Origin of the sequence: Bradyrhizobium sp. 604_D8_N2_3, from assembly GCF_051810765.1 — a bacterium.
Lineage (GTDB): Bacteria > Pseudomonadota > Alphaproteobacteria > Rhizobiales > Xanthobacteraceae > Bradyrhizobium > Bradyrhizobium barranii.
On sequence record NZ_JBPWPM010000001.1, the window covers coordinates 4,947,537 to 4,970,965 of the forward strand.

At 64.5% G+C, this 23,429-nt stretch carries 25 protein-coding genes; 9 read left to right on the top strand and 16 right to left on the bottom strand.

Going from position 1 to position 23,429, the window contains the following annotated elements; all coding sequences use genetic code 11:
- The first annotated feature begins 51 nt into the window (after positions 1-51).
- Positions 52-834, top strand: a complete 783-nt coding sequence (locus AB7245_RS23515) for a transporter substrate-binding domain-containing protein (protein WP_085399005.1) — start codon at positions 52-54, stop codon at positions 832-834.
- Positions 835-859: 25 nt separating this feature from the next.
- Here the strand turns inward: AB7245_RS23515 and AB7245_RS23520 are convergent, their stop codons facing one another.
- Positions 860-1,675 carry an alpha/beta hydrolase family protein gene (locus AB7245_RS23520; RefSeq protein ID WP_439035040.1) on the bottom strand — a complete coding sequence of 272 codons (816 nt, stop codon included), beginning with the start codon at positions 1,673-1,675 and terminating at the stop codon, positions 860-862.
- Between the two features lie 393 nt (positions 1,676-2,068).
- On the opposite strand from AB7245_RS23520, the gene AB7245_RS23525 reads away from it, so the two are divergent.
- Both AB7245_RS23525 and AB7245_RS23530 read left to right on the top strand, forming a co-directional pair.
- Positions 2,069-2,956 carry a DUF2147 domain-containing protein gene (locus AB7245_RS23525; RefSeq protein ID WP_085399003.1) on the top strand — a complete coding sequence of 296 codons (888 nt, stop codon included), beginning with the start codon at positions 2,069-2,071 and terminating at the stop codon, positions 2,954-2,956.
- Between the two features lie 180 nt (positions 2,957-3,136).
- Positions 3,137-3,493 (top strand): hypothetical protein, encoded by a 357-nt coding sequence (locus AB7245_RS23530; protein WP_354115174.1) that lies wholly within the window; start codon positions 3,137-3,139, stop codon positions 3,491-3,493.
- 143 nt (positions 3,494-3,636) lie between these two features.
- Here the strand turns inward: AB7245_RS23530 and AB7245_RS23535 are convergent, their stop codons facing one another.
- Entirely contained in the window at positions 3,637-4,041 is a 405-nt protein-coding gene (locus tag AB7245_RS23535; RefSeq protein ID WP_014495201.1) for a (R)-mandelonitrile lyase, read from the bottom strand.
- An 18-nt stretch (positions 4,042-4,059) separates the two neighbouring features.
- Positions 4,060-4,758, bottom strand: coding sequence for a ribonuclease activity regulator RraA (locus AB7245_RS23540; protein WP_008129640.1), 699 nt, complete (start codon positions 4,756-4,758; stop codon positions 4,060-4,062).
- Between the two features lie 258 nt (positions 4,759-5,016).
- On the opposite strand from AB7245_RS23540, the gene pxpB reads away from it, so the two are divergent.
- The 3 genes from pxpB to AB7245_RS23555 are packed head-to-tail and all read left to right on the top strand — an operon-like array spanning position 5,017 to position 7,585.
- Positions 5,017-5,748: a 5-oxoprolinase subunit PxpB gene (gene pxpB, locus AB7245_RS23545; protein WP_085399001.1), complete on the top strand. Its 732-nt coding sequence runs from the start codon at positions 5,017-5,019 to the stop codon at positions 5,746-5,748.
- Entirely contained in the window at positions 5,745-6,782 is a 1,038-nt protein-coding gene (locus tag AB7245_RS23550; RefSeq protein ID WP_085399000.1) for a biotin-dependent carboxyltransferase family protein, read from the top strand. Before pxpB ends, AB7245_RS23550 begins: the two co-directional genes overlap by 4 nt.
- Positions 6,783-6,814: 32 nt before the next feature.
- On the top strand, positions 6,815-7,585 hold the full coding sequence (locus tag AB7245_RS23555) for a LamB/YcsF family protein (protein ID WP_085398999.1): 771 nt from the start codon (positions 6,815-6,817) through the stop codon (positions 7,583-7,585).
- Here AB7245_RS23555 and AB7245_RS23560 read toward each other — a convergent pair whose 3' ends face one another.
- The 5 genes from AB7245_RS23560 to AB7245_RS23580 all read right to left on the bottom strand — a co-directional run bounded on the left by AB7245_RS23560 (position 7,586) and on the right by AB7245_RS23580 (position 13,539).
- Complete coding sequence (locus AB7245_RS23560; protein ID WP_014495196.1) at positions 7,586-7,738, bottom strand: hypothetical protein; 153 nt, start codon at positions 7,736-7,738, stop codon at positions 7,586-7,588.
- A gap of 331 nt (positions 7,739-8,069) precedes the next feature.
- Entirely contained in the window at positions 8,070-9,677 is a 1,608-nt protein-coding gene (locus AB7245_RS23565) for a sulfite reductase subunit alpha (RefSeq protein ID WP_085398998.1), read from the bottom strand.
- Positions 9,674-11,455, bottom strand: coding sequence for a NirA family protein (locus tag AB7245_RS23570; protein ID WP_085398997.1), 1,782 nt, complete (start codon positions 11,453-11,455; stop codon positions 9,674-9,676). Before AB7245_RS23570 ends, AB7245_RS23565 begins: the two co-directional genes overlap by 4 nt.
- A 333-nt stretch (positions 11,456-11,788) precedes the next feature.
- Positions 11,789-12,952, bottom strand: coding sequence for a CmpA/NrtA family ABC transporter substrate-binding protein (locus AB7245_RS23575; RefSeq protein ID WP_085398996.1), 1,164 nt, complete (start codon positions 12,950-12,952; stop codon positions 11,789-11,791).
- Entirely contained in the window at positions 12,949-13,539 is a 591-nt protein-coding gene (locus AB7245_RS23580) for an ANTAR domain-containing response regulator (protein WP_027559205.1), read from the bottom strand. The genes AB7245_RS23575 and AB7245_RS23580 overlap by 4 nt, the downstream gene beginning before the upstream one ends.
- A gap of 112 nt (positions 13,540-13,651) precedes the next feature.
- Between AB7245_RS23580 and rimO the strand changes: the two genes are divergently transcribed.
- Entirely contained in the window at positions 13,652-14,977 is a 1,326-nt protein-coding gene (rimO, locus tag AB7245_RS23585) for a 30S ribosomal protein S12 methylthiotransferase RimO (protein ID WP_063983228.1), read from the top strand.
- Between the two features lie 206 nt (positions 14,978-15,183).
- On the opposite strand, the gene AB7245_RS23590 is transcribed toward rimO, so the two are convergent.
- The 5 genes from AB7245_RS23590 to AB7245_RS23610 form a co-directional block, all read right to left on the bottom strand.
- Complete coding sequence (locus tag AB7245_RS23590; protein ID WP_283808540.1) at positions 15,184-15,309, bottom strand: hypothetical protein; 126 nt, start codon at positions 15,307-15,309, stop codon at positions 15,184-15,186.
- Positions 15,306-15,725 carry a carboxymuconolactone decarboxylase family protein gene (locus AB7245_RS23595; RefSeq protein ID WP_014495189.1) on the bottom strand — a complete coding sequence of 140 codons (420 nt, stop codon included), beginning with the start codon at positions 15,723-15,725 and terminating at the stop codon, positions 15,306-15,308. Before AB7245_RS23595 ends, AB7245_RS23590 begins: the two co-directional genes overlap by 4 nt.
- Positions 15,658-16,089, bottom strand: coding sequence for a MerR family transcriptional regulator (locus AB7245_RS23600; protein ID WP_085398994.1), 432 nt, complete (start codon positions 16,087-16,089; stop codon positions 15,658-15,660). The genes AB7245_RS23595 and AB7245_RS23600 overlap by 68 nt, the downstream gene beginning before the upstream one ends.
- 142 nt (positions 16,090-16,231) lie before the next feature.
- Entirely contained in the window at positions 16,232-16,999 is a 768-nt protein-coding gene (locus AB7245_RS23605) for an SH3 domain-containing protein (RefSeq protein ID WP_144030615.1), read from the bottom strand.
- Between the two features lie 42 nt (positions 17,000-17,041).
- Positions 17,042-17,992: a hypothetical protein gene (locus AB7245_RS23610; protein WP_225048847.1), complete on the bottom strand. Its 951-nt coding sequence runs from the start codon at positions 17,990-17,992 to the stop codon at positions 17,042-17,044.
- A 115-nt stretch (positions 17,993-18,107) separates the two neighbouring features.
- Between AB7245_RS23610 and AB7245_RS23615 the strand changes: the two genes are divergently transcribed.
- Positions 18,108-19,259: a tetratricopeptide repeat protein gene (locus tag AB7245_RS23615; RefSeq protein WP_231142031.1), complete on the top strand. Its 1,152-nt coding sequence runs from the start codon at positions 18,108-18,110 to the stop codon at positions 19,257-19,259.
- 285 nt (positions 19,260-19,544) lie between these two features.
- Positions 19,545-20,735, top strand: a complete 1,191-nt coding sequence (locus AB7245_RS23620) for an acetylornithine transaminase (RefSeq protein ID WP_085398992.1) — start codon at positions 19,545-19,547, stop codon at positions 20,733-20,735.
- A 115-nt stretch (positions 20,736-20,850) separates the two neighbouring features.
- Here the strand turns inward: AB7245_RS23620 and AB7245_RS23625 are convergent, their stop codons facing one another.
- From AB7245_RS23625 to pcsA, 3 genes are all read right to left on the bottom strand, one after another.
- Positions 20,851-21,825, bottom strand: coding sequence for a quinone oxidoreductase family protein (locus AB7245_RS23625; protein ID WP_014495182.1), 975 nt, complete (start codon positions 21,823-21,825; stop codon positions 20,851-20,853).
- A gap of 81 nt (positions 21,826-21,906) precedes the next feature.
- The gene (locus tag AB7245_RS23630) at positions 21,907-22,641 is read right to left on the bottom strand and encodes a TerC family protein (protein ID WP_063983222.1); all 735 of its coding nucleotides are present in this window, start codon (positions 22,639-22,641) and stop codon (positions 21,907-21,909) included.
- A complete protein-coding gene (pcsA, locus tag AB7245_RS23635) occupies positions 22,638-23,405 on the bottom strand; it encodes a phosphatidylcholine synthase (protein WP_085399014.1) in 768 nt (255 codons plus the stop codon). Before pcsA ends, AB7245_RS23630 begins: the two co-directional genes overlap by 4 nt.
- Positions 23,406-23,429 lie beyond the last annotated feature (24 nt).

Consider the following 23,429-nt stretch of genomic DNA (forward strand, 5'->3'; position numbering starts at 1 on the left):
TCCAAGTTTCAAGAGCTGCACAATGACAGCTCGGGCATGGGTGGAAAAGAGATGATCGTTCGAATCGTGGCGGCTTTGGCCGCGGTCCTGCTGGCGAACTTTTCGGTATATGCACAGCAGCCGGCGCCATCGCGCCTCGACGAGATCGTCAAGCGCGGCACTTTGCGCGTCGGCATGACCGGCGACTACAAGCCTTTCACCTACCTGGACAAGGCGACACAGCAGTTCAACGGCTTCGACGTCGACATGGCGGAGGCGCTCGGCAGGGCGCTCGGCGTCAAGGTCGAATTCGTGCCGACGGCCTGGCCGAAGCTCATGAAGGACTTCGAGGCCGACCAGTTCGACATCGCCATGGGCGGCGTCTCGGTCACGCTCGACCGGCAGAGGAAGGGCTTCTTCTCGATGCCGATCATGCGTGAAGGCAAGACGCCGATCGCACGCTGCGCCGACGTCGGCAAGTACCAGACCATCTCCGACATCGACAAGAAGGGCACCCGCGTCATCGTCAATCCCGGCGGCACCAACGAGCGGTTCGCGCGCGCCAACATCAAGGACGCCGAGATCAACGTCTTCCCCGACAACACCGTGATCTTCGACGAGATCGCCAAGGGCAACGCCGATTTGATGATGACGGACGCCTCCGAGACCCGCTACCAGCAGAAGCAGCATTCCGGCGTGCTCTGCGCGGTGCATCCCGAGAAGCCGTTCGACTTTTCGGAGAAGGCCTACTGGCTCCAGCGCGACATGGCGCTGAAGGCTTTCGTCGACCAGTGGCTGCACATCTCGATGGAGGACGGCAGCTACAGGAAGATCTACGCCGCCTGGTTCGACTAAGGCGATGTTCTCGCCGCGTGCGCCATCACTCCAGGCGCGCGCGGAAGAAGGCGACGGCTGCGCCGTTGAACACGTCGTGAAACACTATCCGATCAAACCCTGGAGGATCGGTGCACGGGATCGGCGCGGCCTCGGCAAGCTTGGGTGGGCATGGAGCAATGAAGGAGAAATGCGTGGAGTTCGGCACGATCCGGTAGTCGGGCTGCGCAGGAAGCAGCGGCACCAGCGCATCGACAGCATCGGGTACGGCGCCATCACCGCCAAACGCCGAACGCCACAAGAGAATTGGGATCGTCACGCCAGCCAGACGCTCGCGGCTGAACAGGCCGTCAAAAAGTGCCGGATCCGCCAGTATGGCGGCTCTGATACGGGGATCGTGGACTGAGGGCTCGGTCGGTACCCGGCTCTCGCGAATGTCCCGGCATTTTGGCGTCGTGGCTCCGTCGCTGTCGCAGAACGGAGCGAGCGCGCCGAAATCGGGGTTGCCGCCGATCACGACGAGACCGGTATAGGCGCCGCGCGAGAACCCGAACAAGCCAACCCGCTTGGGGTCCAGGACCGCCGCTTCCTTCCAGGCGCCGAGCATGAAATCCGTAAGCCGCTTCATGTCGGCGGGGCGCTCGACCAGGACGGAGAATTCATCGGTCCGGCTGGTGTCTCTGGCAGTGTCGCCTGGGTGATTGATCGCAGCGACCACGAAGCCGGCATCGGCCAATGCGGTCGCCGTGTCGACGTGGCCCAAAAACGAGCCGCGCCGTCCGTGCGACACGACGATCAGCGGCAGTCGATTGCCCGCTACCGGACAGTCCTTCACACCCGGCAGGACGACACCGCCGCCCAAAGCGACCTCGGAGGGCGCCGCCGCACAAGGTGTCCACACCATGCCCGCGAGCGCGGGGCCGCCGGCGTCCGCCGGCACTTCGATAAACCGGAGCCCGGCCGCGTGCGCCAGCGTCGCAGCAAGGCAAACGACTACGATCAGAATAAATTCGCCAAGTCGTGGCTGTAGCATCTGCGTGTGCTTTCGAAAGCTTCAACCACAACGGTTTTACTTGCCTATCCCCTACCGCGTCCAGAGGCGCCGCTCCGCCGTCCAACTCTGGACGGAGTTCGGCGTTATTGAACCCGGAACCGCCGGAACACGACTCATACGGTGAGAGTGATCTAGATCACTTTTTGCGATCGAACCGGCGCGTAAGTGTCGGTACGGGGACCAGCTGTTCAGGAGACCGAAATGAGGAAGCTGTTGGCCACGGCCGCATTCCTTTTGGCGAGCACCGCTGCGCAGGCGCAGTACACTTTCGAATATGGCGGGCGCACCATCCGCATCGATCCGGACCGCGGCACGGTGCAGATCCCCGGCGTCTATGACAACACGGGCCAGGGCAAGGCGAAGAAGGCCAAGAAGAACGAGACGAGCCCGGGCCAGCAGGCGCCGCAACAGGCCAAGGTTGATCCGCAACCGCCAGCCGCTTCGGCGCCAGCACCTGCCCCCCTCGCAGCGCCGCCCGCAACCGAACAGGCTCCGGCCGCCGCAGCGCCGCCTCCAATTCCGCCCCCGCCCGCTCCACCGCCGTCTGCAACCGCCAGCAATGCGCCGGCCGAAACGGCCGTGTTGCCGCCGCCTACACCGCCTCCGGCGCCCGCTCCGGTCGGGCAGCAGGCAGCGCCCGCCGTGGCGCCGCCGCCGGCCCCGACTGTGGCTGCTGCCCCCCCGGCGCCGCCTCCTGCGCCTGCCCCGTCACCCGCACCTGTTCAGGCCGCCGCCGTCGCTCCCCCGGCTCCCGCAGCCGCGCCCGCGCGCGATCTCAATTCACCGCTCGGCATCTGGCTGACCGAGGAGAAGGAAGGCAAGGTCCGCATCGAGCAATGCGGCAGCAATCTCTGCGGCTATTCGGTCGACAGCAAATCGAACCAGAACGGCGAACAGGTCCTCATCAACATGAAACCCGCCAAGGACCAGAACAAGGATCAGAAATGGTCCGGCCGCATCCTCGATCCCAACTCCGGCTCGACCTACGATTCCACGATCGCGATGAAGGGCACCGACCGCCTGCGCGTGCAGGGCTGCGCCTTCGGCGGCATGTTCTGCGGCGGCCAGACCTGGACGCGCGTGAACTGAGTCCGACTTCGACGTTCGAACCGAGACAAGGGGCCCGCGATCCGGGCCCCTTTGCTTTTGTCCGCGATCTCTTTGCGGAGTGCGCCACCTCACAGAGCCCCTTGCGCACGTGACAGCCCTCACATCGCGGGTTCCGCGCTCATGCCACGATCCCCCCATGGTCAACCAACGGGGCGTGTCATGAACGGATTTTGCAAAGGTCTCTTCGCCAGCATTGTCGCCATCGCCGTCCCGCTGACGCAGGCGGGCGCGGCGACCTCCACCTTCGACGGCGCATGGAATGTCCGCATCTCATCATCGAGCGAGACTTGCGGCAACGGCGCAACGGTGTCGATCGGCATCAGCAACGGTCAGATCGCATCGAGCAGCGCTGCGGTTTCGGCATCCGGCCGCGTGGCCGATGCCGGCAGCATCAACGTCACCTTGAGCACCGGGATCAAACGCGCCGTCGGCTTCGGGCGGCTCAGCGGCACCTCAGGCTCCGGCACATGGCACGGCCCCCTGTGCACGGGCACGTGGACCGCGGAACGGATGTGATTTGCCGTGTCCCGGACGCGCTGCAACGCGCAGCGTTGCTGCGCAAAGCCGGGACCAAAGGGCTCTTGCTTTGAGGAAACTTGTGGGCCCCGGATCAGCAACGCAGCGCTTACGCGCTGCATTGCATCCGGGGGCACGAGAGATTAGCCCAGCGCCGCGCCGTACTCCGCGTCGGTCACCGGCTCCAGCCAGGTCGAATAGACGCCGTCGAGCGCCTCCTGCATGGCGATATGGCACATGCTGTTGTTGGGCGAGGCGCCGTGCCAGTGCAGTTCACCCGGCGGAATCCAGACGGTGTCACCGGGACGAATCTCCTTGACGGGGCCACCCTTGGTCTGGACGCGGCCGACGCCCGAAATCACGTAGAGCGTCTGCCCAAGCGGATGGTGGTGCCAGTTGGTACGCGCGCCCGGCTCAAAGGTGACGCGCGAGCAGTTCAGCCGCGCCGGCGCCGGGGCCATGATCACGGGGTCCTGCAACACAGTGCCCGTAAAATTTTCCTTGGGCGCGCGGCGGGTCGGCCGCGTGCCTGCGACGGTGATTTCCATGGGATACCTCGTTTCCTGTTACTTCTTGCTGGCGGCGTAGCGCGCCTTGGTTTCGGCGTTCATGGGATAGAGGCCCGGCAACACCGCGCCGTTGTTCACCTCGTTGACGATCCAGGCTTCCATCCGCTCCTGCTCGACGCCCTCGTTGAGCACGTGATCGAGCATCGCCTGCGGGATCAGCACGCAGCCGTCCTGGTCGGCGACCACGATGTCGTTCGGGAACACCGCAACGCCGCCGCAGCCGATCGGCTCGCCCCAGCCGACGAAGGTGAGGCCTGCAACCGACGGCGGCGCGGCATAGCCGTCGCACCACACCGGAAGATTGGTGCCGAGCACGCCCTCGACGTCCCGCACCACGCCGTCGGTGACGAGTGCGGTCACGCCGCGCTTCATCATGCGCGCGCAAAGAATGTCGCCGAAGATGCCGGCATCGGTGATGCCCATGGCATCGACCACGGCAATACAGCCGTCCGGCATCGCCTCGATCGCGGTGCGCGTCGAGATCGGCGAGGACCAGGATTCCGGCGTCGCCAGATCCTCGCGCGCCGGCACGAAGCGCAGCGTGAAGGCCGGCCCGACCAGGCGCGGCAGGCCCGGACGCAGCGGACGCGCGCCGCGCATCCACACGTTGCGCAGGCCCTTCTTCAGCAGGACCGTGGTGATGGTGGCAGTGGTGATGCCGGCGAGGGTCTTGCGGGCTTCGGGGGACAGCGACATGGACGAGGACGAGCTCCGGATGGGCGGGAAAGAACGCGCGCATCTTGCGAGCCGCAGCCCTTGCGTCAAGGGCCAAAGAGCCAGCAAGAACGCAGGGCCGCTGGGCTGTTATGCGACGCGATAACAACGCTTTATCGCTTCCCCTTGCATTAATTTATTGGACTTGCGGGCGCATTTACGCGAAGCAAGGAAAAGCGGAACTCAAGGCTGAGCCCGCATTTCCTGAGAAGCCCGATTTCGACAGCCCTTCGACAGCTCATGGCCGCGACGCTTCCCCCGCCCCGCCTTCTGCCCAGTGGCGACAGCGCCGTCACGGTCGAATTCAGCCGCACCATCGATGACGCCGCCAACGAGCGCGTGCTCGCGCTCGACAAGGCGCTCGCAGCAAGCCCCATCGACGGTATCACCGAGACCGTTCCGACCTATCGCTCGCTGCTGGTGCATTACGATCCCGGCAAGATCGGCTTCGACGCGCTCGGCGAAAAGCTGCTTGCGCTCGCCAGCCAGCCGCTGCCGCCGGCCACGAAGGCGCGGCGCTGGCGCATTCCCGTCGCCTATGGCGGCGAGCACGGCATCGACCTCGAGGATGTCGCCAAGGCGCTGAACACCACGCCCGACGACATCGTCGCCCGTCACGTCGCCGGCGACTACCGTGTCGCCATGATCGGTTTCACCCCGGGCTGGTCCTATCTCAGCGGCCTCGACAAATCCCTGCACATGTCGCGGCGGCAGAGCCCGCGGCTGTTCACGCCCGCCGGCACGATCTCGATCGGCGGTATCCAGGCCGGAATCCAGTGCCTGGCGGCCCCGAGCGGCTGGCACTTGCTCGGCCGCACGCCTGTCAGAACCTATCAACTCCACCGGAATCCGACCTTTCTCACCGAACCCGGTGATCGCGTGACGTTTTTCGCCATCGACCACAAGACCTTCGAGGAACAGGATCGCGCCGCCGAGGCCGGCGAGATCATCGCCGAGCGGGTGGTCGCATGAGCCGGCTCGTGATCGCCAGCATCGGTCCCGCAAGCTCCGTCCAGGACGGCGGCCGCCACGGCGCGCAGCGCTACGGCCTGACGGTCAGCGGGGCGATGGACCGTCTGTCACTGGCAGCAGCGAACACGCTGGTCGGCAACGAGCCGTTCGCGGCCGTGGTCGAGATCGGCCCGTTCGGCGCCACGTTCACCGCCAAAGACGGCGCCGTGCGCGTCGCGATATCAGGCGCGCCGCGCAATGCGGACGTCGCCGGTAAGCCGGTGGCCATGGACACGTCAGTGACGCTCAAGGACGGCGAGACGCTGACGCTGGGCTTTGCCCGCGGCGGCGCGTTCACTTATCTGGCGATCGAAGGCGGGATCAAAGGCGAACTGGTGTTCGGCAGCCTTGCGGTGAACGCCCGCGCGGGCCTCGGCAGCCCCTACCCGCGCCCGCTGCAGGCCGGCGATGAATTCACAGTTGATGCCGCAAGCGGCGCGCCCGAGCTGCGCATCGAGCTGCCGAAGCCAGCAACAGGTCCGATCCGCGTCCTGCTCGGACCGCAGGACGACGAGTTCGACGACGCCAACAAGGCGCTGTTCCTCGATAGCGAGTGGAAGATCTCGGCGACCTCCGACCGCATGGGCTACCGGCTCGAGGGCCCGGCGATCAAGCATCTGCATGGCCACAACATCGTCTCCGACGGCACCGTCAACGGCAGCATCCAGGTCCCCGGCAACGGCTCGCCGATCGCGCTGATGATGGATCGCGGCACGTCCGGCGGCTATCCGAAGATCGCAACCGTGATCACGGCCGATGTCGGCCGCCTCGCACAGACCTCGGCGGGAACCGCGTTCCGCTTCCTCGAGGTCACCATGGCCGAGGCGCAGGAAGAGGCGCGCAAGTTCGCGCAACTCATCCGCAACCTGCCCGATCGCCTGCGCTCTTCCGATACCGTCGAGCTCAACATCGAGGCGCTCAGCGATGCTAATGTCGCGGGCTATGCGGTGAGCGCCATGGATGCCGGGACCTGGCAGGTCACGGCGGAGCCGTAAGCGACAAGACGACCAGAGGCGGAGAGCACCCCATGAAGACGATCGATCTCAATTGCGACCTCGGCGAAGGTTTTGGCGCGTGGGAGATGGGCAACGACGCCGCGATGATCGACCTTGCCAGCTCGGTCAACGTCGCCTGCGGCTTCCATGCCGGCGACCCCGACATCATGCGCCGGACAGTGGAGCTGGCGAAGGCGCGCGGCGTCTCGGTCGGCGCCCATCCCGGATATCGCGACTTGCATGGTTTCGGCCGGCATCCGATCGCGGGCCTGAAGGCCTCCGAGATCGAGAACCTCGTCGCCTACCAGATCGGCGCCCTGCAGGCGATCGCGACCGCGGCCGGCCACAAGGTCACGCATGTGAAGGCGCATGGCGCGCTCTCCAACGTCGCCTGCGAGGACGACATGACGGCCAAGGCGATCGCCGCCGGCGTCAGGGCGGTCGATGCCAATCTCATCTTCGTCGTGCTCGCCAACTCAAAACTGGTGAAGGCCGGCGAAGACGCCAATCTGCCGATGGTGCACGAGGTGTTTGCCGACCGCGCCTATGAGGACGACGGCAACCTCGTCTCGCGCAAGAAGCCCGGCGCGGTGCTGCACGATGCCAAGGCCATCGCCGACCGCGTGGTGCGCATGGTGCAGGACGGTGCGGTGGTTTCGGTCACTGGTAAGGTGATCAAGATGCGCACGGACACGGTGTGCATCCACGGCGATACGCCGGGCGCAGTCGACATCGCGCGCGGCCTGCGTCAGGCGTTGAAGGATGCGGGAATCGAGGTCGCGCCGTTCAAGCGCGGGGCGTAATCAGAACGGATGCACCGAGAGCGTGCCGAACACGATGGCCGCGATGACCGCGAACGCGCTGTAGAGCCCAACGTGGTGCATGCTCGCCCCGGTCCGACGCGAGAGCGAGCGCGCGTAGAAGTGCAGCCTGGCTTCCGCCGATAGTTCGCGCATGGTCGATCTCCAACGCCCCATTTGTGGGAGTATGAAGGATCAACCCTGGCGGGAGGCAAGATGGCGGAGAAAATAGCGATGGAGGTTCTCTGAAGGCGCCCCGTCGCAGGTGCAAATTCTCTTCACCCAAGGGTTCCGAGAATCTTATTCGTTAAGATCCGAGCCAGCTGGAACCGGCCCGGATGACGTTGGGATGACAGTCGGGCGGAGGCATTCAGACACCCTCCAAACAAAATTGTCGAAAACAACCCCATGCACAGTAGAAGCGGCCCAGCGGCGCGACGTCCGGCGGTTGCGCCGCCGGGACGATTTGCGCTGATCGGCTCGCGCCTTAGTAGACGTCAGCCTGGAAGCGGCCCGTCTTCTTGAGCTCGGCGACAAAACTGACGGCCTCATCCGTAGAACGTGCCCCGAACTGCGCGACGATGTCGACCAGTGCGCGCTCGACGTCCTTGGCCATGCGTTTGGCATCGCCGCAGATGTAGAGATGCGCGCCTTCGGCAAGCCAGGTCCACACCTCGCGGCCGACCTCGCGCATGCGGTCCTGCACGTAGAACTTCTTCTCGCCGTCGCGCGACCAGGCCAGCGACATGCGCGTCAACAGCCCCGAGGTCTTCATCGCGTTGAGCTCTTCCTGATAGAAGAAATCGCAATCGCTGCGCTGATGGCCGAAGAACAGCCAGTTCTTGCCGGGCGCGCCGGTCGCCTTGCGATCGAGCAGGAAGGCGCGGAACGGCGCGATGCCGGTGCCGGGGCCGATCATGATGACAGGCGTCTTCGGATCCTGCGGCAAGCCGAAACCATGTGCCTTCTGCACGTAGACCTTGAGCTTCTCGCCCTCGGCGATGCGTTCGCCGAGGAAGGTCGAGGCCACGCCGATCCGCTTGCGCTTGCCGATGACGTAACGCACGGAGTCCACCGTCAGCGACAGCTTTCCGGGCGTCGCATTGTGCGAGGAGGAGATCGAATACAGCCGCGGCTGGAGCTGCTCCAGCGCCTCGACGAAGGCTTCGGGATGCGGCCGCGTGCCCGAGAACTTCTGGAGCGCCGCCATGACGTCGAGCGTGGCGGCGTCGCCATCGGGATCCTCGCCCTGCGCCAGCGCCCGCGCCTTCTCGCGCTGCGCGCCGCCGGTGATGAAGGAGATCAGCTCGAACAGCGTGTCGGGCGCCGGCGACAGCGAGACGTCGTCGATCAGCACCTCGCGCAGCGTCTTGCCGTTGACCTTGGTGGTGTGGGAAGCGCCGAGCAGCGCGATGATCTGATCGACGAGGCCGACCTCATTGCGTGCGAACACGCCGAAGCTGTCGCCGACGACATAGTCGAGCTTGCTCTCCGCGAGATCGAACTCGACGTGATAGGTCTCTTTCTCCGACTTCCCCTTGTTGAGCAGGCGCCGCGACAGGAATGTCGCCGCGATCGGATTGTCGCGCGAGCGGCCGGGCTCGGCGATCGTCACCGTCACGGCCGGCGCCGCCACCGCATCCACCTTGTCGGCCGCCTTGGCCGCCGGCGCCTTGTCCAGCTCCTCGTACAGCGACTTCAGCATCCGCGCGGTTTCCTTGCCGCCGGGGACGCAGAGATTGAGCCGTGCTTCGCTACGGGTGGCGATCGCCTCCGAATAGTCGTGGCAATTGTAGCCGCACTGGCCGCAATCCTGCTGCGCCATCGCGGCCATCATCTTGCGGCGCACGGGACGGCCTTCGGCGAGCTTCATCCGGTCCGCAATCGGCATGGTCTGGTCGTGCCACGGCGCTTCACCGTCGTCGCCGTCGCCGGCTTGCATGACGGCTGCGCCCTGCTCCGCCGACAGCGGCGTAGCCACATCAGGCGACAACAGCCCGGCGAAGAAGCCGTTGAGCCAGGAGCGCTGCGCGTCGGAGAACGGGGCGCTGGCGGGAATGATGTCGAGTTTCGGCGGAGGCGTGATCTGGTTCATGCGGACACCTGTGCATCGGCAAGCTTGCGCAGCGTTTCGCCGTCATGGCGGCGCGCAAAGGACAGGAAGGTCTCGTCGGGCGACGAGCGGTGGGCGATATAAGCCTTGAGCAGTCCCTCGACCGTCTTCGGCGCGTCCTCGGCCTTGAGGTCGTGATAAACCTCCTGCCCGACATCCGCATCGGGACCGAACCCGCCGCCGGTGAAGAGATGATAGCCGTCGACCGTGTCTTCGTCGTTCACCGGCACGCGCGCCCCGATCAGGCCGATGTCGCTGATGTAGTGCTGCGCGCAGGAATGATGGCAGCCGGTGACGTGGATGTTGACCGGCTTGTCCATGGCGACGCGCGGCTCGCACCAGTCGCCGATCTCGGCGGCATTGCGCTTGGTGTTGGAAGCCGCGAAACGGCAGCCGGCACTGCCGGTGCAGGCGATCAGGCCGGCGCGGATGTGCGAGGCCTCGACCGCGAGCCCGATCTGCTTGATCGCCGCGATGGCGAGTTCGACATTCTCGTCGCGCACGCCCGATATCAGCAGGTTCTGCCAGACGGTCAGGCGGATCTCGCCGTCGCCGAGGTCCTGCGCCACTTTGGCCAAACCCCGCATCTGATCGCAGCTGATCTTGCCGAGCGTCAGCGAGACGCCGATCCAGTTCAAGCCGTCCTGCTTCTGCTTGTGCACGCCGATATGCGCCATGCGGTCCGCGGCTGGCCGCGGCGCAAACGCCTCTTCCGGCACGCGCGTGAACGGCGTCTTCAGCCGCTCCTCGACGAGTTTAAGGAAACCGTCGTGGCCCATGGCATCGAGCACGTATTTCAAACGCGCCTTGTTGCGGTTGGTGCGGTCACCGTGATCGATGAACACGCGCACGATGGCGTCGGCGACGGCGGTGGCCTGCTCCGGCTTGACGATGATGTTGGAATATTTTGCAAAGTCCTTGTGGCCGGTGATGCCGCCGAGGCCGAGGCGGAACCAGACACCGGGCTCGACGCCAAAACCGTCCTTCACCTCGAACGCGGTGAAGGCGATGTCGTTGGTTTCCTCCAGGACCGCGATCCTGCCGGCGCCGTCGAAGGCGACGTTGAACTTGCGCGGCAGGCCGTAGAGCGAGCGGTCGTTGAGGATGTGGTAGTGCCACTCCCGCGCAAAGGGACGCGTGTCGATCAGCTCCTGCGGATCGATGCCGGCCGTCGGTGTTCCCGTCACGTTGCGGATGTTGTCGGCGCCGGACCCGCGCGAGCACAGGCCGAGGTCCTGGATGCCCTCGATCAGCTTGATCGCGTTCTTCGGCGGGATCTCGCGGAGCTGAAGATTGGCGCGCGTCGTGACGTGACTATAGGGACCGCAGAGATCGTCGGCGAGATCGGCAAGGCCGGACAGCTGCCAGTGCTTCATGATGCCGTTCGGGATGCGCAGCCGGCACATGTAGGAGTCCTGCGTCGGCGCGACGTAGAAGATGCCGTAATAGCGCCAGCGGAAATTGTCCGCAGGGCTCGGCGGCGCGTTGTCGAGCGCCTGCTGCCGCAGTCGCGGATAGGCATCGAACGGATGCTCGTCGCGCTTGAACTTCTCCTGGTCGGCGAGCTTCTTGCCGGCTGCGATGACCTTGTCCTGGGCCTTGATGTGGACGGCGTCGGGGCCCGTGGGCTCGGCATTGGCCTTGCCGGCGCTGCCGCCGAGACTGCGACCGACCCGGCTGATCTGCAAACCGGTCGTGAAGCCTTCGAGATAGCGTTTCTGCTCGTCGGAGAAGTCGACTGAGAGCGTATCGATTTTCATGGTCGGTAACGAAGCTCCTGCGGCCACCGGGTGGCATCGACGGAAAATTGCGCGACCCGCGAGGAACTCGGCTGGCTCAAGAAGCCGGCTGCGCACCCAACGGTCCGGTCAGCTTCGTTGCTGCGGGACTTGGCTCAGCAGGCGTCTGTGACAAGCTGGCCGCACTGCAACATACAAGTTGCGTGCCAGCTTCAATGAAATAAAAATTCCTTTGATTTCAGATGGATACAGACAAGCCCGGAAAATCGCGACCCGGAACTCTCATGAAATTCGAGCAGGTGGCTCAAAATTTAGCCGATGATCTCTTCCGCCCAAAAACGATGCAGAACCGAATCAGGCCTTCCAGCGTCCGACCTCGAAGGCCTCCAGATGCCCCCGGATGTTGCCGGGATCGAAGGCCGGGCCCGCAAATGCCCCGAACGCCGCGGGGGCTTCAGTGGGCGATTGCTGACCGAGGGCTGCGTCGTAGAGGTCGGGCCTGAACACGGCCATCGCGGTCTTGACGCCGTCCGGCGTCAGTGCGGTCTGCCCCCAGCGCACCATCTGCGCATAGAGCCAGGCCGCCTGGACCGGATCGGGGCGCCCAGCCCCTTCGCGTCCGACCAGGAGATAGCGACCGCTCTCGCGGAGGGTGCCGTCGGGAGAAATCTTCAGGCGCCCGGTGAGGGTTCGCTGAATGACTTCGGCATCGACGCCGATCCGTTCCGGCTGCGCCAGGATCCGCGCCGCCTCAGACAGGTTCGCGGGGTTCTCGATGAACTCGGCGCCCTTCACAGCCGCGCGCACCAGCGCTGCCACCACATCCGGATGCTTGTCGGCCCAGACCTGGCGAACCGCCAGCACCTTCTCAGCCGCGCGCACGAGAATGTCGGAGACGAAATGCAGGATGTGGCCGATGCCGAGATCGACCGCGACCGAGTTCCAGGGCGCGCCGACGCAGAACGCATCGACATGGCCATTGGCGAGGCTATCGACCATGTAGGGCGGCGGCAGCACCACGAGACGCACATCCTCGTCCGGATCGACGCCGGCCGCCGCCATCCAGAACCGCAGCTGGTAATTGTGGGTCGAGAACGGGAAGGTCATGCCGAAGGTCAGCGGATCGGCACCTAGCTTGCGACGCTTCGCGACGACCTTCGCCAGCGCTTTCGCCGTGACAAGCGGATCGAAGCGGTCGCCGTCGATCTCCTCCATCAGCGCGGCATGGAGCGCCGGCGAGACCGTGATCGCATTGCCGTTGATACCGAGGTTGAAGGGCGCCGCGATCGGCACCTTGACGTGGCCGAGCCCGAGCGAGGACGCAATCGCCACCGGCGCCAGCAGATGCGCGGCGTCGAACAGGCCGATATTGAGCTTGTCGCGCACGTTGGACCAGGAGACCTCGCGCACCAGCTCGACCTCCAGCCCTTCGGCGGCAGCAAAGCCCTTGTCGACGGCGACGATCAGGGCGGCGGCGTCGACCAGCGGGATGAACCCGATGCGGAGGGGACCGGTCATTTCAGCATCTCCGACGCGGTGATGATCGACTGCGCGATCTCGCCGATTTTCTTCTTCTCGCGCATCGCCGTGGAGCGCAGCAGCACGTAGGCCTCGTCCTCGGTGAGGCCCTTGACCTTCATCAAAATTCCCTTGGCCTTCTCGATGATCTTGCGGTCCTCGAGCTGCGACTTGGTGCGCTCCAGCTCCTCCTGGAGTTTTGCGAAGGCGTTGAAGCGGGACACGCAGAGGTCGAGGATCGGCTTGATGCGCTCCTTCTTCAACCCGTCGACGATGTAGGCGGATACTCCCGCCTCCACGGACGCCTGGATCGAGGCTGAATCGCTCTGGTCCACGAACATCGCGATCGGCCGCTTCACGGCGCGGCTGACCTGGAACATCGCCTCAAGCACGTCGCGGCTGGGGTTTTCCAGATCGATCAGGATGATGTCGGGATCCACCGCATAAATACGGGCGAGCAGGCTCTGCATCTCGCGGATATGGACGACCTGCGTGAATCCGGCCTCCCGCAACCCTTCCTCGAGGATCGCAGCCCGGATCGGGCTTTCGTCGACAATCACGATTTTAGGCGACTGTTCGGCGCTCATAGCTCACTCACCACCCGGCGATTCATCCATAGCATGCCGGAGGGCGATGCAAAGGGTTGTAATTATGGGCAATTGGGACTAGCTCAGGCCTGTCAATCAGGCAGATTTGGATATGGATCAGACGGCTGCGCCCAAGGTCAGCTTCGTGTCGCTCGGGTGTCCCAAGGCATTGGTGGATTCCGAGCGCATCATCACGCGCCTGCGCGCCGAGGGCTACGAGCTCGCCCGCAAGCATGACGGGGCCGACATCGTCATCGTCAATACGTGCGGCTTCCTCGACAGCGCCAAGCAAGAATCGCTCTCTGCGATCGGCGAGGCCATGGCCGAGAACGGCAAGGTGATCGTGACCGGTTGCATGGGCGCGGAACCCGAGCAGATCGAGCAAGCCTATCCCGGCGTGCTCTCCATCACCGGCCCGCAGCAATATGAGAGCGTGCTGGACGCCGTGCATCGCGCGCTGCCGCCCGCCCACAATCCGCATCTCGATTTGGTGCCGCCGCAGGGCATCAAGCTGACGCCGCGCCACTACGCGTACTTGAAGATCTCCGAGGGCTGCAACAACCGCTGCACCTTCTGCATCATCCCGAAGCTGCGCGGCGATCTCGTCTCGCGTCCGGCCAATGACGTGCTGCGCGAGGCCGAGCGCCTCGTCGGTGCCGGCGTCAAAGAGCTGCTGGTGATCTCGCAGGACACCTCCGCCTACGGCGTCGATCTCAAATACGCCGAGAGCCCGTGGAAGGATCGTCAGGTCCGCGCCAAATTCCTCGACCTCGCGCGCGAGCTCGGCGAGCTCGGCGCCTGGGTCCGGCTGCAATATGTCTACCCCTACCCGCATGTCGACGAGGTCATCGCCCTGATGAACGAGGGCAAGGTGCTGCCCTATCTCGACATCCCGTTCCAGCATGCAAGCCCCGAGGTGCTGAAGGCGATGAAGCGCCCCGCAGCGCAGGACAAGACGCTGGCGCGGATCAAGCGCTGGCGCGAGGAATGTCCCGATCTTGCTTTGCGGTCGACCTTCATCGTCGGCTTCCCCGGCGAGACCGATGCCGATTTCGCCTATCTGCTCGACTGGCTGGATGAGGCCGAGATCGATCGCCTCGGCTGCTTCAAATACGAGCCGGTTGCCGGTGCGACGTCGAATGCGATCGAGAACCCCGTGCCCGAAGAGATCAAGCAGGAGCGCTACAACGCGCTGATGGCCCGCCAGCAGAAGATCTCCGCGCGCCGGCTGAAGCGCAAGGTCGGCACGCGCCAGCAGATCATCATCGACGAGGTCGGCCCGACGGTTTCAAAAGGCCGCTCCAAGGCCGACGCGCCGGAGATTGACGGCGCGGTTTATCTCTCCAGCCGCCGCCCGTTGCGCGTCGGCGAGATCGTCACCGCGAAGATCGAGCGAGCCGACCAATACGACTTGCACGGCAGCGTCGCGGGGTTCTGACGGCGCCAACGATCGCGTCACCTCTCTTGCGGGTCGCTGCAACCGGATATGAAGAAGGTCGTCATGCCCGGGCTTGTCCCGGGCATCCACGTTCTTCGTGCCACTGGGCAATGCGTGGATGGCCGGGACAAGCCCGGCCATGACGCTGTGGCAGCCTCTGTGCCTCAAGCTTGCAAGGAGCAGACCGTCGCTGGGCTACAGCTCCGTCAAGCCAGCCATTTCGGCACCCAGCGCTCCGGACGTCGGGCGCGGGCGAGATCGGCCTGGGCTTCGGTCAGCTTGGCGGGCTCGCCGTCGATGGTCGGGCGCACATCGTATTCGAAGTTCGTCACGTCGCTTCTCCCGACGCCTGCCGTCCGTCATGCGCGGAAAACACCTCCTTGGCTGCGAACAGCCCGTTCACCGCCGCCGGGAAGCCCGCATAGACGGCCATCTGCATGATGATCTCCACGATTTCGTCGCGAGACAGCCCGACGTTCAGACCCGCCTCGATATGCACTTTGAGCTGAGGCGCGGCATTTCCGAGCGCCGTCAGCGCGGCGATCGTCGCGATCTCTCGATCGCGCAGGCCGAGGTCCGGGCGGCTGTAAATGTCGCCGAAGGGAAACTCGATCACGTATCGTGCGAAATCCGGAGCGATGTCGGCGAGTGAGGCGACGACCTTTTCGCCGGCTCTGCCGTCAATGCGTGACAGGGCCCGCTGGCCGCGATCGAAGCGGCTTTCGGCTTGTGTTTGGGCGTGCGTCATTTTCCTTCGTCCTCTGTTCGTCGCCGGCATAGCCGGCGATCTTGGTATCAAGGACGAGCAGGCATTCCTGGAGTTCGGCAATCTGCGTGCGAACCTGTTCCCGGTGGATTTCCAGCATCTGCCGCCGGGCTGGCCCGGTGGCATCGCCTTCATCACGAAGCGCCGCATAACGCAACATGTCCCGGATCGGCATTCCCGTGGTCTTGAGCCGACCGAGGAATGCGATCCATGTGAGGATCGATGCGTCAAAGTCACGCTGGCCGGAACGATCCCGGTCTGCGTATGGCAGCAGCCCGACGCGCTCATAATAACGCAACGTGTGCGTCGACAAGCCGGTTCGTTTTGCGAGGTCGCCGATCTTCATGTGTGCCCGTTCTCGTACTGACGCACGTACAGATACCCCTTCGAGCGCACTCTAAGTCAAGGGGGATCGCAAGGGAGATCGAAGGTGCCGTTCCCGCGAGGTCAAGATGGCACGACAGCAGAAGAATACCGGTTCGACGCGACTAGTCGCCGGCAAAAAAGATCCCCTCGATGTCTTCCGCTTGCTGACCTCCGGCCAGACTGACCCAACCAGTCAGTCCATTCTTGTTCCGAACGAGGAAATGGTAGCGCTCGGACGAGTCCCCCTCACGTCGGTCGCTTGCGACGAGCACCTCAACGAACTCACCCTTCGGAATGGTGCCGACCGCATTCGTCGCAGCCTTATCGAAATAGAACGTCAAGTCATGCAGCGTCTTTGACTTGAGGCCGACGTAATGAAACGGCTGGTTAACCTCCTTCAACCGGTCGTCGTCAAGGCAGTACTTGCGTCGATGGTCGAACATCGTATTGACGTGACCGGAGGCGTAGACGCAACCGTCGCCGGGTATCTCGAATCGGAGGCCTTCGATCTGGTCTTGATAGAGATCGCCCGCGCCTCCAATCAGGTTGAATACGCAATTGTAGTCGGCACTACCGCCGGAGCTGCAGACAACCAGGAAGTACCTCTCCGACCGAAGGCGAAGCTTCGTTTCAAAAACGTAGGTGAGAATAACGCCGCCAGCATCGGCCTCATCGCTGTTTTTCTTTTCGTCCGGTGTGATCACGTGAGGCCGCGTGAGCGCGGGATCGGTAGCCAGCACGATCGGAAGGTCGGCAACGGCGCTTTCCACGAGCTCGGTTTGCGCGTCTGCGGCCGAGGCCGCTGACATCAGCAGGATCGCGACAATCAACCGGTGACAAAGGCCGCGCATCAGCGAACTACCCCGACGAGAAGCTAATTCAATCAGCAACCTGATTGCACGGCTCCGTGACGGGATTCTGACGGTGTTCCGTCACGCCAGCCATTTCGGCACCCACCGCTCCGGGCGCGGGGCGCGCGCGAGATCGGCCTTTGCTTCGGAGAGCTGCGCCGGCTCGCCGCCGATGATCGGACGCACATCGTATTCGAAGTTCGGCATGACGCGGCCGTCGACATAGAGGCCGAATTTCATCGCGTGCCACAGCCCGAGCTCGGGCTGTGCCTTGCGCATCTCCTCGCGCAGATCGCGCAGCAGCGATTCGATCGAGGCGGCCTCCTCGAACGGCTGCGGGCCGAGGGTCAGGACGCGGGCCTCGTACTGCTTGCCGACGATCGCGACCTCGAAGCGCGTCTTGTCCCAGGGCTTCTTGCCCTTGGGCAGATGCGCGGCGAGCCGCCAGCCGAGCTCGGCCATCAAGCGATGATTGGCCCAATAGTCTTCGCGATCCCGGCTCCATTTTTCCACGAAGCCGCGGAAATCGGGAAGCTCTGCAGCACCGTCGTCACACGCGGCCTTGTCGCCGATCGGCTGTCCCGCAAGCCATTTCGCGAGCTCGTCGGTCTGGCACTCGACCTCGTCATGCGGCTTGAGATCGCTCCAGGCCTTGTCAAATTGCTGTGACGTCAGCTTCGCCAGCAAGCCGTCGAGGCTCGGCGCGAGCAGCTCGTAGTCGCCCTCGGAGCCCAGCCCCACGATCGGCGGGTTGTCGCGATCAAGACCTGCGCCATACCAGCCGCCGACGGCCGAGCCATCCGGCAGCCGCATGAACAGTGAAAACCTGTCGCGCAAGGGACTGCCGTCGAAGATCGGCGCCTGATCGGAGAACTGGCCTTGCAGCGAGAAACGGCCGACGCTGCCCCACGGGCGCCCGTTCAGCCAATCGGCAAAGTCGACCAGCAGGGATGGCGCCTCGATGCCCGGCGGAAACGCGCCGCGAATGCTGTCGAGGTCGATCGGGTAAGGCGTATCGGACAAGGTCTTCAAACTATCTGGTTGGTCCCGCCTTCTTGGTCTGACCCGTGATGCATTCGGTTCGAACCAAGTCGCGTCCTTCGATCACAAACGCGCTAGAGGCGCAATGGTTTCGATGTGGAAAACAATGAAACACACTGAAACGTCAAGGATTCTCTTCAAGCTGTCTGCGATCGGCATCGCAATGGCCGTGTTCGCCCTGTCCGCCGCCGCGCGATCGCCGTCAGCCGCGCAGGCACGCCAATGGTGCTATGGCGACGACGACGGGGGAAACGAGGATCAGCGCATCGCCGGCTGCTCGGCCGTGCTCAAGGCCGATCCCTCGAATGTGCGGGCGCTGGCCAATCGCGGCGAGATGTTTCGGCGAAAAGGCGACACGGAGCGTGCCCTGGCGGACTTCAACCGTGCCATCGATCTCGATCCGAAAGACGCCGACCTCTGGTACAATCGCGGCATCGCCCATGACGATCTCGGCGACACCGACCACGCCATTGCCGACTACACGCGCGCGATTCGGCTGAATGCCCGCGACGCGCTCTACTACAACAACCGCGGCAATTCCCACATCCACAAGAACGACTACGAGCATGCGATGGCCGACTACGATCAGGCCATCAAGCTCGACCCTAAATTTGCGCTGGCCTATTTCAATCGCGGCACTGCCTATCGCAACCATGGCGACGACGCTCGCGCACTGGCGGATTTCGATCTCTCGATCAAGCTCGACCCGAATTACGGCCCGGCCTACGGCAACCGCGCACGCGTCTTCCGCGACCGCGGCGACCGTGCGCGTGCGCTGGCCGACTTCGCAAAATCGCTTCAGCTCAGTCCGAACAACGATCGCGATTTCTTTGCGCGCGCGAACATGTATTTCGACACCCACGACTATGCGCAGGCGCTGGAGGATTACGATCGCTCGATCAAGGCCAATGCGAGCTATCCGGGCGTGTTCAATTCGCGTTGCATGACGCGTGCGATCCTTGGCCGCCTGCAGGAGGCGCTGGCCGATTGCGAGCAGTCGCTGCAGATGGCTCCCAACGACCCCTATACGCTGGACAGCCGCGCCCTCACGTATCTGAAGCTCGGCAATCTCGACGCGGCCATTGCGGATTACGACGCGGCGCTGAGCGCAAAGCCTGAGCTCGACGGCTCCCTCGACGGCCGCGGACTGGCGAAGCGAAAGAAGGGCGACAACGAAGGCGCTGAGCAAGACATCGCGGCCGCCAAGGCAATCAACGCCGGCATCGCGGACAGTTTTGCGCGCTACGGCGTTCAGTGACGTTCTCCCATCTCGCCGATGCACGCCGGACGGGTGTTCTTCAAAACGCCCGCTTGACAAGCCCTGCCCTTCGGCTGTAGGGACCCGCCCCATGATCAACGCTCGGACCCATCAGCGCACCGAAATGCTCCGCCGTCGCTTCCGCGACGACGAGAGGGTGCGCCATGTCCGACGACGCCGCTGAACCACTGAATTCAGCCGAGTTTTCGAGAAGGCCGCACCCGCAAGGTGCGGCCTTTCGGCTTTTTGCGCCCCTTTTCCACCCCGTCCCCACAGGAGTTCGACATGACCACGCATCCGTATGACGCGCTGATGGAGATCACCGCACGGCCCAAGGCCGTGTTCGTCCGCGGCGCCGGCTCCTACCTCTGGGACGACAGCCGCAAGCGCTATCTCGATTTCGTGCAGGGCTGGGCCGTCAACTGCCTCGGTCACTCCCCGCCCGCGATCGCCGATGCGCTTTCCGCGCAGGCCAAGCGGCTGCTGACGCCGAGCCCGGCGTTCTACAACGAGCCGAGCCTGAAGCTTGCCGAGCGGCTTGTCGCAAACAGCGCGTTCGACCAGGTGTTCTTTGCCAACTCCGGCGCCGAAGCCAACGAGGGCGCGATCAAGCTCGCGCGCAAATACGGCAGCCTGCACAGGAACGGCGCGTTCGAGATCATCAGCTTCGCAGGCGGCTTCCACGGCCGGACGCTGGCGACGATGTCAGCCTCGGGCAAGAAGGCGTTCGAACCGCTGTTCGAGCCGAAGGTCGCCGGCTTCAAGAAGGCGAAGCTGAACGACATCGCCTCGGTCGAAGAGCTGATCAACGACAACACCGTCGCGGTGATGCTGGAGCCGATCCAGGGCGAGTCCGGCGTGTGGCCCGCGACCGATCAGTTCCTGCAGGAACTGCGCGCGCTCACCGACGCGCACGGCCTGCTGCTCATTTTTGACGAGATCCAGACCGGCATGGGCCGGACCGGAAAACTCTTCCACTACGAGCACACAGGCATCGCGCCCGACATCATGACGCTCGGCAAGGGCATCGGCGGTGGCGTGCCGCTGGCGGCCCTGCTGGCGACCGAACGTGCCTCCTGCTTCGAGCACGGCGACCAGGGCGGCACGTTCAACGGCAACCCGATCATGTGCGCGGTGGGGTTGGCAGTGCTCGAGGAGGTCTGCAAGCCCGACTTCCTGAAGTCGGTCACCGAGACCGGCCTGCTGCTCGAAAGCGAGTTGCAGAAGGTCTCGGCCCGGCACGGCCTCGGCGGCGTGCGGGGACGTGGCCTCTTGCTCGCGCTCGACCTCAAGCTGCCGATCGCGCCAGGCATCGTCGCGCAGGCGTTCGAGGCCGGCGTGCTCCTGAACGCGCCGCAGCTCGACACGCTGCGCTTCATGCCGGCGCTGAACGTCGCGCGGGCCGAGATCGCCGAGATGATCGATTGTCTTGACGGGATTTTGACCAGGGCCGGCGCGGCACGGCGGGTGGCGTAAACGCCCTCGCCGTCATGGCCGGGCTTGTCCCGGCCATCCACGCCTTGAGGCGCGGCACAAAGAACGTGGATGCCCGGGACAAGCCCGGGCATGACGACTTTGATGGAGCAACTTGCTACGGCTTCAGGATCGACGCGCCGGTGGTCTTGCGGCTTTCGAGATCGATATGCGCCTTGGCGGCGTCCTTGAGCGCGTAGGCGTGGTTGATCGGCACGTGCAGCTTGCCGTTGATGACGGCGGCGAACAGCGTGTCGGCGCCTTCCAGCAGTTCCTTGCGCGTTCCGACGTAGTCATTGAGCTTCGGCCGCGTCGCAAACAGCGAGCCGTGATTGTTGAGCTCGGCAATCGAGAACGGCGGCACGGGCCCCGAGGCATTGCCGAACGAGACGAACATGCCGCGCGGCTTCAGGCAGGACAGCGAGCCCGGGAAGGTCGCCTTGCCGACGCCGTCATAGACGACGTCGCAGCCCTCGTTGCGGCTAATCTGCTTCACGCGCGCGACGAAATCCTCTTCGTTATAGAGGATGACGTGGTCGCAGCCATTGGCCTCCGCAAGCTCGGCCTTCTCGCGCGAGCCGACCGTGCCGATGACATGGGCGCCGAGCGCCCTCGCCCATTGGCAGGCGAGCAAGCCGATGCCGCCGGCCGCGGCATGGATCAGCACGCGGTGATGCGGCTCGACCTTGAAGGTCTTGTGCAGGAGATACCAGACCGTCAGCCCCTTCAGCATCAGCACGGCGCCCTGCTCGTGCGTGATGTGGTCGGGCAGCTTGACCAGCTTCTCCCAGGGGATGTTGCGCTCGCCGGTATAGGCACCGAGATTGTGGTAGTAGGCCACGCGATCGCCGGGATGGAAATGCGTCACGCCGGGCCCGACGGCGATGACCTCGCCCGACGCCTCGTTGCCGGCGATGAAGGGCAGCCCCGGCGCCTTGTAGAGGCCGGTGCGATAGTAGACGTCGATGAAGTTCAACCCGACCGCATGCTGGCGGATGCGCACCTCGCCGGAAGCCGGCGCCGGGACATCGACGCTCTCATAGACCAGGGCTTCGGGGCCTCCGACCTTGTGCACACGGACGGCTTTGGTCATCACCTGACCTCCTCTCGGTCTTCTCGCCGCTGAGCGAAAGACATCGCGCCCGCCTTGTCAACTCGACCCAGATTGGAACGGCTAAACGGACGACTTGCGGACTTTCCTGCGGTTGCGCTTCGCCAGCACGTTGAAGAATTCCACCGCCGCCGAGAACGCAATTGCGAAGTAGATGTAGCCGCGCGGAATGTGGAATTGGAATCCGTCCGCGACCAGCGCGACGCCGATCAGCACCAGGAACGCCAGCGCCAGCATCTTGGTGGTCGGATGCTCGGCAACGAATCGCGACACCGGCCCCGACGAAATGTACATGATCAGGCAGGCGATCACGACCGCCGCGATCATGATCTCGATGTCCTGCGCCATGCCGATCGCGGTGATGATCGAGTCCAGCGAGAACACGATGTCGATGACGATGATCTGGACGATCACCCAGAAGAACGCGCTGCCGCCGGACTCCCGGTCGCCCTCGCCGTCATCGGCTTCGACCTCGGCGTGGATCTCGTGCGTCGCCTTGGCGATCAGGAACAGGCCGCCGCCGATCAGGATGAGATCGCGCCAGGAGAAGCCGTAACCCGAAAACGAAAACACCGGCGCGGTCAGGCCGATCAGCCAGACCAGCAGGCTGAGCAGGATGATGCGGAAGATCAGCGCCAGCGCGAGCCCGATCTGGCGGGCGCGGTGGGCCTGCTTCTCGGGGATGCGCGAGACGATCACCGACAGGAAGATGACGTTGTCGATGCCGAGCACGATCTCGAGCGCGGTCAAGGTGAGCAGCGCGGCCCAGGCTTCAGGACTAGTGAGGAGGTGCATCATGCGAAGGATCTTGCCAGGCGGATCAAGGCGTCGCTGAAGCTGATCCAGAGCGCGATGGCGCAGAGCACGATGGTCACGCCGGTGCCGACGCGAAAATCCATCTCCAGCACATAGAGGCCGAGCACGGCCCAGATCGCGATCAGCGACATCGTCAGCCAGCGCAGCCGCACGACCCGGACCGGATGCAGCACGTGGAACGGCACGAAGGTCAGCACGACAAGCGCCGCGACCAGCAGCGTCGATGCCAGCGGCGGCCAGTGCAGCAGGAACAGGTAGAACGCCGCCGCATTCCACAGCGCCGGAAAGCCGCGGAAATGATTGTCGTCCGCCTTCATGCGCAGATCGGCGAAATATAGTGCGCTGGTGACGATGATGGCGATTCCGAGCAGCGGCGCGGCCACCGGCAGCAACAGCCCGCTCGCCACGATCGCATAGGCCGGCACGAACACATAGGTGACGAAGTCGACCACGAGATCGAGCACGTCTCCCGACCAGTTCGGCTGCACATCCTTGACCTTCAGCAGGCGGGCGATCGGCCCGTCGATCGCATCGATGATCAGGGCGACGCCCAGCCACTGAAACATCGCCGCCCAATGCTCGCGCACGGCCTCCAGCATCGCCAGCAGCGCGATGGCCGCGCCGAATGCGGTGAAGATGTGCACCGAGAAGGCCGCGGCGCGGATCGCCGGTCTCGGCTTCAGGGAATCCTCTTGGGTATCCATGGCTTCTGCTATCAGAATGAGACCGGTTTGCACATCCGCCATTGCGGCGCGCGGTCGCACAATTCG